The following is an 11,142-nucleotide window of genomic DNA, read 5'->3' on the forward strand; positions in this document are numbered from 1 at the left end:
GACGAACTTCGTGTCCGACGGGCCGCGGGCGGTCATCCTCTTGGACGGCCTCGAGTACCTGATGATCAACAACGACTTCCCCCGCATCCTGCACTTCCTCGAGTACGTGAACGAGCAGGTCGCCATGAAGCGGGCGGTCCTGATCCTCAGCGTGGACGACCGCGCGTTCGAGCCCAAGGAGCTCGCCCTCATCGAGCGGAACACGGTCACCCTGGAGTGAGCCAGAACCTATATACCGAGGCCCTCCATCGACGCTCCCTCCATGTTCGAAATCCTCGAGCACGGAGGCCTTGGCCGCCTCGGTCTCTGGACGCATGCGGACCGCGACCTCCGGACGCCGACGGTTCTCTTCGTCGATCGGGACACGGCGCCCGCGCCCGCGTTCGCCGAGGTCCTGGCCGTCCGTCGTCGAACCCCGGATCCGCGGCCCCAGATTCGGGTCGGCGGGAGCATCTTCCTTCCCCGGCCGGTCGAGTCCCCGTGGGACCTGCCTCCCGGGAAGGGGCTGCCGCGGTCCGTCTCCGAGATCGAGCGGCCCGCTCCCCTGGCATCGGGACCTCTCGCCCTGCTCACGTCCGACGAGGACCGCGCCGCCGGAGCGGACGCCGAGGCGATCTTCCTCGCGAACGGTCCGGAGTTCGCGCGCGACCCTCGGGACTTCACGGCGGCCGTGGCGGGCGCGCGGGAGGAACTCGGACCCGCGAAGGTCCTCGCAGTCACCGGCCTCGCGTCCCCCTCGAACTTGGCGATCCTGGTCTATGCGGGAATCGATCTCGCGGACTCGAGTCGGGTGGTCTTGGACGCTGCTCGGGGAATCTTCCACACCGCGGACGGCGCGGTCCCCCTCGCCGAGGCGGACCGAGGCGCGTGCGGATGCGCGGCCTGCGCGGCGGGCCTGGACCTGAGGGCCCACAACGAACTCGCGCTGCACCGGGAGCTGCTTTTGGTCCGGAACCATCTCCTCCACGGCCGGCTGCGGGAACTCGTGGAACGGCGGCTCGCGAACGACCCCTGGAACACCGCCGTGCTCCGGCATCTCGATCGACGCCACGCGGACCTCCTGGAGTCGTACACCCCGGTCGCGGGCGGCGAGGTCCTCGCCTACTCCCACGAGTCGCTCACCCGCCCCGAGGTCGTGCGCTTCCGCCGCCGCGTCCAAGAGCGGTACGCGAAGCCCCCGTCCGCGAGAGTCCTCCTCCTGCTCCCGTGCTCGGCCCGCAAGCCCTACTCCTCGAGCCGCAGCCACCGGAGGTTCCGCGACGCGATCTTGGCGTCCCCTAACCCGTCCGCGATTCACGAGGTCATCGTCACGTCGCCGCTCGGGCTCGTCCCGCGGGAGCTCGAGCGCTTCTATCCCGCGCGGGCGTACGACATCCCCGTGACGGGCGACTGGAACCGCGACGAGGCCGCCATGGTGTCCGAGGACCTCCGGGCCTACCTCGCGGCGAATCCCTACGATGCGGTCGTAGCCCATCTGGGCGCGGAAGCCCCGATCGTCCGCGAAGTGCTGCCGGAGGCGCGGTTCACCGCGGAGGGCCGACCCACCTCGGACGAATCGCTCGGCAGCCTCGCGAAGACCCTGCGTGAGGTCACGGCACCGCTTCCCGCGATCTCCCGGGGCCGTCGCTTCGCCGAGGAGCTCGCGAACATCGCCCGCTTCCAGTTCGGGGAGTCCGGGCGGACGCTCGTCGAGGGCTCGGAGTTCCGGGGTCGCTTCCCGAACGTCCACGTGCGGAAGGGGGGCGCCCAGGTTGCCATGCTCACGGACCGGGGATTGCTCTCTCTGACCCTCGAGGGGGGGCAGGTCCTCTCCGGCAAGGATGCGTACTGCGTGGACATTGAGGACTTCGTGCCCAAGGGGAACATCTTCGCGGTGGGCGTCACCGCGGCGTCTCCGGAGATCCGCGTGGGCGACGACGTCGTCGTGCGCCATAGCAAGGACGTGCGGGCCGTGGGGACCGCCCGATTGAACGGGCGCGAGATGAGCGACGCCGAGCGCGGCGAGGCGGTCCATGTCCGGCACGTGGTCGAACGGCCTCAGGCCTAGACCCCCGCGGCACCGGGGCGGCGGCCCATCCAGCGCCCCCACGGGCACTCCTCGGGAAGTACGATACGTGTGACGGCCCTTCTGAGCCCGGGGATGTCATGTCCGTCTCGGCCCGGTCCACGCATCGCCTCCTGGAGTGGTTCTTGGTCACCGCCGCGGCGGCCGTCCTCGGCACGCTCGCGGCTGCCCAGATCGGGACCTTTTCGGACGCGGCGCGGACGCAGGCCCTCGTCGCCTCGTGCATCCTCCTCGGTCTTGCGTGGTCCATCGGAGGCTGGATCCTGGCCCCGTCCGTGGAGACGTACCTCGGGCAGGGAGCCTTGGAGGGCCGCCCGGTGATTGGCCCGAGCTTCGCGAACCCGGAGCGCAACCGCCCGGTGCTCGAAGACCTCGGGGGAAAACTCGCGGGGTCGACCGATGTGGGGATCGCCGCGGCCGTCTTGGGGTTCCTGCTCATGTTCACGGGTGGGCTGACGTACGTCCTGCCGTGGGCGGGACTCGTGGCGCTGGGCGTGCTCCTCGCTTCCGCGGCGGGGCTCTTCGTGGTCACCGGGCTTCCGCGGCGTCCTCGCGCCGCGACCTGAGCCCGTCCGTGGTCCCTCCGAATCCTTAAGCCGCCGGCCTTCCCTGGCCGCCGCAGGTGGCCCTCATTCCGGACCCCGCTACCGCGGGGCTCTATGCTGCGGTCGTGTTCCTGATCACGCTGGGCGTCCTCGTCGTGTTCGTGGAGACCGTGGCCTTCCGGCGCTTCGTCGTCGTCGTTGTGGCCGCCCTAGCCCTCGCCCTTCTGCTCGTCCTCCTGGGGGAGTGGGGGCTCTCCCTCCTGCCCGCGGGGTTTGGCGGAGCCTTCATCGCCAACCATATCTTCGAGTGGCTCACGACGAGGTGACGCGGCCTTCCTGCGGCAGCCCGGGCAAAGCTAGAAGTCCGCGCGGGCCTCTAGCGGATCGGGAGCGATGGGCATGAGGGAGCTACGGGTGTCGCGGCCGCTCCTCGCGCTCGGCTGCGGCGTCCTGGCTGCATCCACGCTGGCGGCCGCCATCGCGGTCTTCTTCGCCCCGGACCTGCGGGTTTGGCTTGGCGCCGCGTTTTTCCTCGGAGCCGTGGTCTGGGCCATTCTCGCCTACGCCGCGGGGGGCAACGTCGGAACGTGGGAGGCGCCCACGTTCCTCAGCAGTCTCACGGGAGTCGATCCCACGCACGTGGCCGACCTGTCGAAGAAGATGTCCGGACCGCGGTCCGATGTCATGCTGTTCGCGGGAGTGAACGCCCTGCTGCTCTTCCTGGCGGCTGTCCTCATCAACCTCATCGTTGGCGCGCCCTTTCTGGTCCTCCTGGTCGCTACCGTGGCCACGGCGGTCCTGTTGACGAAGGGTGGCTCTCGGCCCTTCGCGGTGCGTTCGGGCCCGTGAGTACTTTCACCCCCCCAGGGAGTTACTTTCACCCACCTCCCCTCGGTCCCGCGCTTTATACGTCCTCGGTCATCGGAGCGGCGTGGCAAGTGCGGCGAACATGACCGTGGTGGTCGACATGATGACGTACGAGGACACCAGCTGGCAGGACGTGTACGCGTCGTACGGATGCTCCCTGTCCATGGACGCATCCGACGACGATGGCTAAGGCTCGCATCCATCCCATCTCGATCGGCGGGACGGGTCGCCTCGCGCCCGCCGGTCACCCTTATTTTTCTGCAACTTGATTGGCGACTCAGTCTGCGCGGAAAGGTTAAAACGAGCCCGCTCGCTTGCGCCGGATGCGCGCGGGTAGTCTAACGGTAGGACCTAGGCCTTCCAAGCCTATAACGCGGGTTCAACTCCCGCCCCGCGCACTGCGGTGTCAGGCTTCTGCCCTCTCGGCGTCGCGGCGCATCCGTGACGTGCTCTCGTTCACGATCGCATCGAGTTCGTTGATTGCTTCGACGAGTTCGCTCACGTCCTCGCCCGCGTTCTCGAGGTCGCGCGCAATCCCACGCACGTCCCGGAGGGTGTGCTCCGCGAGCCAGTCACGCGTTCGCTTCCGCATCTTGATCGGGTCGATCGGTCCCTTCTTCGGCACGGAATCCCATCCCTGTCCGACGATTGTCCGCCGCATGGTCCGAAGGCGTATTTAGCCTCTCGCGCCCACCCGCGCGCGAGTTGACAAACGCTGGCCGGAGCCGCGGCTACCGCCGCCGTCGGAGGACAAGGAAGCCGAGGAGACCGACGACCACGGGCACCCCAATCCACGCCACGACCACCAGGATTTGCGACGCCATGCCGGGACCGGGCGCCGGAGGAGCGGGCGAGGACCACGCGAGCGCGAACACGCCATTCCCGTTCCCCGCCACGGCGGACGCCACGAGGAATGCCGAGGTCGCGTGGGAGGCAGGCAGATCGACGCTCACAACGCTCGAGGTCGTCACGTTGGCCTGGCTCACGGGGAGAAGCCGATCGTCGTACACCGCGAGGCGGATGGCCTGCGCGCTTTCGAGGGAGACCGTGAGGTCGATGTGGGCACTGGCCGGGCGCAGGAACGCACTCATGGTTGCGTTGTCCGGGAAGGTCTGGATGGAGCCACTCGTGAAGTCCCATCCCAGCGCGGCCCGACCGTGGCCGGTGAGGGTGATCGCATAGTTCCCCCCGGCGAGGGAGACCATGGACGCCGCGGAGCCCGAGCCGTTCGTCTGGGCCGCGGGCGATCCGTTGTACGTGACCCGGGCGTCGACGAAGCTCGACGCGTCGTCCGTGGCCACGACCAGGAAGTACGTCCCGCCGCCCGCGAGGGAAAATGTCGCGTTCGAGGCGCCGTTCACGACGAAGATCCCGGTGCCCAGCTCCGGCGCAGGCTGGGCGTGTGCGGGCGCGGGCAGGGCGCCGAGGACCAGGGTCGCGGCCAGGAGGACTGCTGCCGCCACAACGAGGTGGCGGCCGCGGCCGGACGGCGGGAGCGGACGCATGGGACTCAGGAGATGGACGGGCTCCGGGGCCAAGAACGTTTCCCGGCCGCGTACGCGCCCATGCTTTGACGATAGGTATAAAGCCGCCTTGTTCCATGTCGGCCATTTGTCAGACACGCCCCGGGCTCGGGGCGTGGCCGGTGGGATGATAGGGATGGCACTCCTCCCTGACCTTCTCGATCGAGAGGGACGGGTCCTCGACAGAGTCAAGAAACTCGCGGCATCCGGCGACGCGCTCTCCCAGCGCGGCTCCGGCCGTCGTGCGGTGACCGCCTACGAGCGTGCCTTGGTCCTCCTCGAAGCCCAGGTCGGCAGCGGGACGCGGCGCACGGACGATTGGTGCGAGGCGTATGCGCGGGTGGGCGCGGGCGCCCTGCGAGTCGGCGCCTTGGATGCGGCCCAGGTGGCCGCGGCGCGCGCCCTGGGGTTCAACGGATCCAACGTGCGCGCCCTCGCGTGCCAGGGAGACGTCCTCACGGCGCAAGGCAAAGCCGCCGACGCCCTGCCCTACTACGACGCTGCCCTCCGGGTGAACCCGAAGGCGAAGGGCGTGTGGGAGCGGAAGGGGGACGCCCACGTCGCCCTCCAACAGGCACCCGAGGCGGTCCGCGCGTTCGTCCAGGCCGTGAACCTCCAGCCCGACGACGTGGATGGGTACGCACGGCTCCTCGCCCTGATTCCGAACGACGTGGACATGTGGGTGCGCAAGGGCGACGCGCACCGGCGCCTCGGACAGTTCGAGGACGCGAACGAGGCGTACGACCGGGCGCTCCACATTGCCGCGGACCGGAAGGAAGCCCTCGAGGGGAAGGCGCAGGTCTACCTCGCGCTGCACCAGACGGAGCGGGCGCTCCGGTGCCTCGACCGCATCCTGCAGGTCGACCCGTACGACCCGGACGCCTGGCGGAACCGCGGCGACGTCCTCGCCGCCGGCGGCACGTCGGACGAGGCGATCCGCTCCTACGATGAATCCCTCCGGAACCGAGATGGCGACCCGCTCACCTGGAAGGCGAAGGCCCTGCTGCTGAAGAAGCTCGGCCGCCAGCTCGACGCGGTCGCGGCGTACGACCGCGCGATCGCCCTGACCCCGAAGGTCCTCGACCTGCACGTGGGGCGGCTGGAGTCCGTGCGCAGCCTGGCGAAGTGGGACGAGGTGCTCAAGGAGTGCGGTCGCGTCCTGGCCTTGGATCCCCGTCACGCGTTGGCGCTGTACACGCGGGCGGAGGCGTTCCTCGCCGTGGGCCGGAAGGATGAAGCGCTTGCCGCCTTGGACGAGTTCCTGGCCGTCGAGCCCCAGTCCTACGACGGACACGACCTCAAGCGGCAGCTCCTCCTTGGGGCGGAACGGTGGCCCGAGCTCGTCGCCACGTGCGACGCCATCCTCTCCCTGCAACCCCACAACGTCCGCGCCCTGAAGGACCGGGGCCGTGCGCTCCTAGCCCAAGGCAAGGCCCAGGAGGCACACGACACGTTCGACCAGGTCCTGGTCCTGCAACCGGACGACCTCGACGCGCTCCGCGGCGAGCGGGACGCACTCCGAAGGGCGACGTCGCCCAAGGTCCTGCTCCGGACCTGCGACGCGATCCTCTCCCGGGATCCGAAGGACGCGGGCACCTGGATCGTGAAGGGGGAGGTCCATGCCGCGCTCGACCAGAAGGCGGAGGCGCTCGAGGCGTACGACACCGTCCTGCGCCTCGATCCGCGCAACGCGGGCGCCTGGGCGCACAAGGCCTCGCTCCTGCTCGCCCTGGATCGGCACGAGGAGGCCGTCCACGCGTACGAGGCGGCCCTCGACGCGAACCCCGCCGACGCGGGCCTGTGGTACGAGAAGGCGCGCGCCCAGTTTCATCTTAAGACGTTCTCGGATGCGGCGGACTCCCTCGACCGGGCGACCCGGTACGCCCCGGACGACGCGAAGGCGTGGTTCCTCCTGGGCCTCTCCCTCCAGGGCGCCAAGCGGTTCGAGCAGGGCGTGAGCGCCTTCGACCGCACGCTCGCATTGGATCCCAAGCACGCCCGCGCGTTCTACGGGAAGGGTGTGTGCCTGCACTCCCTGAAGCGCTACGAGGAGGCGATCGCGGCGTACGGACAAGCCGCAACCCTCGATTCCGCGCTCACCGCCGCCGCGGTGAATCAGGGCGCGTGCCTCCTGGTCCTCCACCGGTACGAGGAAGCCCTGGCCGTGTTCGGCCGCGTCCTCGCCGCGGACCCGAAGAATCACGAAGCGACCCTGGGCAGCTGCGACGCCCTCGAAGCCCTGGGCAAGACCGCGGAGGCGCTCGCGGCCTGTGCCCGGCTCACCGCGCTCGATCCCAAGGAGGTCGAGGGTTGGGCGCGTCGCGCCCGCCTCGCCCACGTAGCCGGGGACGACAAGGACGCCCTGGCGTCCATCAACCGCGCCTCGAGCCTCGCGCCCCAGCGCGCGGACCTCCTTCGCTTGAAGCGCGAGGTCCTCGTCGCCTCGGACGCCCACAAGGCCGTGGTCGACGCGTGCGACCGACTCCTGGAGCTCGACCCGCGCGACGCGGATGCGGTGCGGGAGAAGGCCCTCGCCTACGAGCGGATGGGGAAGGTCGACCAGGCGCTCGAGACCTTCGACGTCGCGGCGCGGTTGGATCCCATGGACCGCCGGCTCTGGAACGCGCGGGGCAGCACGCTCGCCCGCCTGGCCCGCTGGGACGAGGCCATCCAGGCCTTCGACCGATCCCTTTCCCTGAACCCGGGAGACCGCTTCGCGATCGCGGCGAAGGGGAGGGCCCTTCTGGAACAGGGCCGCACGCCGGACGCGCTCAACGTGTTCGAGGACGGGCTCGTCCTGGAGCACGACAACCTCGACTTCCTGAACGGGAAGGCGGTCTGCGCCGCGGAGCAGGCCCACTACGACGACGCCCTGTCCCTCGTCACGAGCGTCTTCCAGAAGGACCCGAACAACTACGACGCGTACCGGACCAAGGGTCTCTGTCTCCTCCGCACGGGGCACCCGGACGACGCGCTCGTGTGCTTCGATATGGTGCTCAAGGCCCGCCCCAAGGACGTCCACGTACTCACCTGGAAGGGCGAGGCCCTGCAGGCCTCGGAGCGCCACCCCGATGCGCTCAAGGCGTTCGAGGCGGCGCTCGAGTCGGAGGGCGGATCCGCGGACGCCTGGCGCGGAAAAGGGATGGTCCACCTCAAGCTCGAGCAGTTCTCCGAGGCCGCGGACGCGATGGCCCACGCCACGGAGACGAAGGCAGGCGACAAGGCGCTCTGGTACATGCGCGGATTCTGCGAGGAGCGCGCGGGGAACTGGGAGGCTGCCGCGGAGTCGTACGACCGGGCGACGCGGCTCGATGCCCGCGACAAGGCGTACTGGAACAGCAAGGCACTCGCCCTCCTTCACCTCAAGCGCTTCGAGGAGTCCCTGAAGGCGTTCGACGCGGCGCTGGCCCTGGACCCCGCGTACGAACCCGCGATCGAGGGCCGCAAAACCGCGGAGATTCGCCTTCACCTGGCCGCGATCGAGGCCCACGCGGAGCGTGTCGTGCGGTTCGAGCAACAGATGCACCGCCCTGCGACTCGGGAGGAGATTTTCAAGTACTGCTCGGTCCCCCTCGAGAGCCTGGACGAGGTGATCAAGTACGTGAACGAGCCCGCGCCCCTGGCTCCCGAGAACATCGCTCCCGAGGACCTCCGGAAGTACGAGGCCGTGGGCGCGAGTCTCCTGGCACACCGGCCCGACTTGGATGCGATCCGCCTCACGGACGTGAGCGCAGCCCTGCCCCGCGTGGACCTCGAGGAGGCCCGCGAGATCTGGGGCTACCTGGACTGGATCCGGGACGCGCCCCTGGAGCCCACCCCGGAGTGGCACAACGACGACCTGATCCGCCAGGCGCTCGACCTGCCCAAGGAGGAGTGGAACCTCGTGGACCTGGCCAAGGAGCTCCGCCTGGGTCCCTACGAGGCCAAGAAGCTCGAGGTCTCCCTGAAGATTTTCAACGGCGGCGGGTACCGGATCACGACGAAGCAACCGCCCGAGGCGCCAAGGCACCGGAAGGTGAGCTCCGACGTACGCCCGTCCGCTCCTGTGATAGAAACCACGGAGGCGGAGTCGGAAGGACCCGAGGACGAGGAGGACACCGCGGACGTCCTCACGCCCAAGAAGGCCGCGAAGGCGAAATCCGAGGAGGAGGCCCCTACCCGATGCTCGGCCCACAAGCTCCTCGGCACCCAGAAGCATGCGTGCGGCACGTGGTTGTGCAAAGCCTGCCTGGAGGGCGGCGCGGAGTGCCCGGGCTGCCACGAGCCGCTCGGCGGGCCCAAGCCCAAGGCCGCGGAGAAGCACGAGGCGGATCCGGCGAGGGACTTCAGTCGGCTCTGAGCATCGAGCGCAGATCTCACGGCAGCCGCGATCGCTCCCGGGTCATTCGAACGTCCAGTGGTCCCGCTCGCGCAGGAGTTCCCTCAGAAGGCGCACGGCCTGCGCGTGGTCGACGCGCAGGACGAATGCGCCCAGGTGCTTGCAGAACAGCCGTGCCTTCGCGCGGTTGGTCCGGAAGTCCACGCAGTCGTGCTCGATCCGTCGCTCTTGGGTGTCGATGCGCACGGAGTACTCCTTCACGGTCCCGGAGAGGAGGGTGGTCGTCGCCTTGTCGACGGACACGAGCCCCGGGTCGATGGCCTTCGCCGAGGCGAGCCGGTTCGTCCCTAGGAGGACGAGCAGGAGCTCGTCGAGGCTCATGGCGTCGATGTCCTTGTTCATCGGGACGTCCGCCTGGATCGTCCCGGCCTCCTCCGTAATCTCGCCGCCTTTGACCTGGATCGCGACGCCGAACTTTTCCAGCGCGTCGTTGATGCGCTTGTCGATGAACGCCTGCTCCTCGGGTGCATACTTCGCGCGGTTCCCTTCCTTGTTGAAGTAACGACGCGCGGCGCGCGCGTGGAACGGGGTGTGGACGGGGTACTTCCAGTTCGCCGGGTCCGCGTACTTCTCCGGATCCTTGGGATAGCCCTCGGGAGGGCCTGCCCGTCCGTCGCGCTTGCGGGTGGGTTTGACGGCCCGGACCATGCGGCGGGGAATCGCGGCGGACGTCCATAAGCGTCGCGGCCCGTCGGCATGCAAAGGATGAGATACCACCGCGGGACTGCGCCCCGTCCGTGGCGAGCCGGCTCCGACCCGGGGTCATCCACCTCATCGGCTGCGTCGCGACGCTCGCGGTGGCCCTCGTCCTCCTGAACACGGGCTTCCCGGAAGTCATTCGGCTCGTCTTCCCACGGGCACAGGGGCCTGTGGGCGTCCGCGGGGAGGCGATCGACTATCTCTTCCTCGCCCTGGTGCCCGTGGTCGTGTGGCTCATCCCTCCCGTGGTGCGAGCCTTGGGCCGTGCGACGCACCACACGCACCGTTTCCTGCTCGGCCGCTCCGGGTTCTACGTCCGCTTCCCGACGCCGCGAACCGTCCGCTTTCGGGATACCGTGGTCCACGCCCTCGGCCCGTTCGCGATCAATCTCGTCGTGATTTCGGAGATCGAGTACTACCTCAGCGGGGCCGAGGCGATCACGTTCAACCGGGTCCTGTTCTCGATTCCCCTGCTGCTCCTGGCCGGCGTCGTGACGAGCCTCCTCCCGGGAGGGTGGCTCGTGGACGCCTTGGATCTTCGCCTGGTGAACCCCGCCAAGGGGGAGATCGTCCGCGAGGCCGCCGTGTTCGAAGGCCTCCTGGGACCCATCGGTGCGCTCGCGCTCCTCGTGAGCTTCGTGACGCTCGCCCACAGCGTGGGCGACTCCTACGAGGCAGGCATCGTCCTCCTCGCCCTCTGGGCGGCGCGGATGTTCCCGCCCGTGCTCGCCGCCGTCTCCGTGTACCGGATCCTGATCGAACCGGACGTGCTGCCCGGCCTCCGGGCGTGGGCCGAGCGGGAAGGCCTCCCGGTGACGCCGAGCGTGGAGAGCGCACTCGCGGGTCTGCGCCCCGCGACCCAAGGGGTCACCGAGTCCCTTCGGCAGCTCAGCTCGCCAGGCGAGCCCGGGAAGCGAACCCCCTAGCTCGGGGTGCGGCTACCGCGGTACCTGGCGCACGGGAACGCTCGGCGCGACGGCCTCCCACATCTCTTTGCGCGTATCGCGCAACGTGGGCCGGGAGGACCGCGCGGTCTTCACGTCGCGGAGATCGATCTCCGCGGTG

11 protein-coding genes and 1 tRNA gene are annotated in these 11,142 nt (G+C 69.4%); 9 read left to right on the plus strand and 3 right to left on the minus strand.

Going from position 1 to position 11,142, the window contains the following annotated elements:
- The 7 genes from VEY12_07195 to VEY12_07225 form a co-directional block, all read left to right on the plus strand.
- A partial coding sequence (locus tag VEY12_07195) for a DUF835 domain-containing protein (GenBank protein ID HYM39913.1) occupies positions 1-220 on the plus strand: 220 nt, incomplete at its 5' end.
- A 42-nt stretch (positions 221-262) separates the two neighbouring features.
- The gene (arcS, locus tag VEY12_07200; protein HYM39914.1) at positions 263-2,047 is read left to right on the plus strand and encodes an archaeosine synthase subunit alpha; all 1,785 of its coding nucleotides are present in this window, start codon (positions 263-265) and stop codon (positions 2,045-2,047) included.
- Between the two features lie 98 nt (positions 2,048-2,145).
- Positions 2,146-2,631, plus strand: coding sequence for a hypothetical protein (locus VEY12_07205; protein HYM39915.1), 486 nt, complete (start codon positions 2,146-2,148; stop codon positions 2,629-2,631).
- Between the two features lie 56 nt (positions 2,632-2,687).
- Positions 2,688-2,936, plus strand: a complete 249-nt coding sequence (locus VEY12_07210; protein HYM39916.1) for a hypothetical protein — start codon at positions 2,688-2,690, stop codon at positions 2,934-2,936.
- Positions 2,937-3,009: 73 nt separating this feature from the next.
- Positions 3,010-3,459: a hypothetical protein gene (locus VEY12_07215; protein HYM39917.1), complete on the plus strand. Its 450-nt coding sequence runs from the start codon at positions 3,010-3,012 to the stop codon at positions 3,457-3,459.
- Positions 3,460-3,541: 82 nt separating this feature from the next.
- The gene (locus VEY12_07220; GenBank protein ID HYM39918.1) at positions 3,542-3,667 is read left to right on the plus strand and encodes a hypothetical protein; all 126 of its coding nucleotides are present in this window, start codon (positions 3,542-3,544) and stop codon (positions 3,665-3,667) included.
- A 137-nt stretch (positions 3,668-3,804) separates the two neighbouring features.
- Positions 3,805-3,875 (plus strand) — tRNA-Gly (locus VEY12_07225).
- An 8-nt stretch (positions 3,876-3,883) separates the two neighbouring features.
- Here the strand turns inward: VEY12_07225 and VEY12_07230 are convergent.
- Positions 3,884-4,138: a hypothetical protein gene (locus tag VEY12_07230; protein ID HYM39919.1), complete on the minus strand. Its 255-nt coding sequence runs from the start codon at positions 4,136-4,138 to the stop codon at positions 3,884-3,886.
- A 70-nt stretch (positions 4,139-4,208) separates the two neighbouring features.
- Positions 4,209-4,982, minus strand: coding sequence for a hypothetical protein (locus VEY12_07235; protein HYM39920.1), 774 nt, complete (start codon positions 4,980-4,982; stop codon positions 4,209-4,211).
- Between the two features lie 154 nt (positions 4,983-5,136).
- Between VEY12_07235 and VEY12_07240 the strand changes: the two genes are divergently transcribed.
- A complete protein-coding gene (locus tag VEY12_07240; GenBank protein HYM39921.1) occupies positions 5,137-9,339 on the plus strand; it encodes a tetratricopeptide repeat protein in 4,203 nt (1,400 codons plus the stop codon).
- 42 nt (positions 9,340-9,381) lie between these two features.
- Here VEY12_07240 and VEY12_07245 read toward each other — a convergent pair whose 3' ends face one another.
- Positions 9,382-10,026: a DUF6582 domain-containing protein gene (locus VEY12_07245; protein ID HYM39922.1), complete on the minus strand. Its 645-nt coding sequence runs from the start codon at positions 10,024-10,026 to the stop codon at positions 9,382-9,384.
- A gap of 89 nt (positions 10,027-10,115) precedes the next feature.
- Between VEY12_07245 and VEY12_07250 the strand changes: the two genes are divergently transcribed.
- Positions 10,116-11,003, plus strand: coding sequence for a hypothetical protein (locus tag VEY12_07250; GenBank protein HYM39923.1), 888 nt, complete (start codon positions 10,116-10,118; stop codon positions 11,001-11,003).
- Positions 11,004-11,142 lie beyond the last annotated feature (139 nt).

It is taken from the genome of Thermoplasmata archaeon (assembly GCA_035632695.1).
GTDB lineage: Archaea > Thermoplasmatota > Thermoplasmata > RBG-16-68-12 > RBG-16-68-12 > RBG-16-68-12.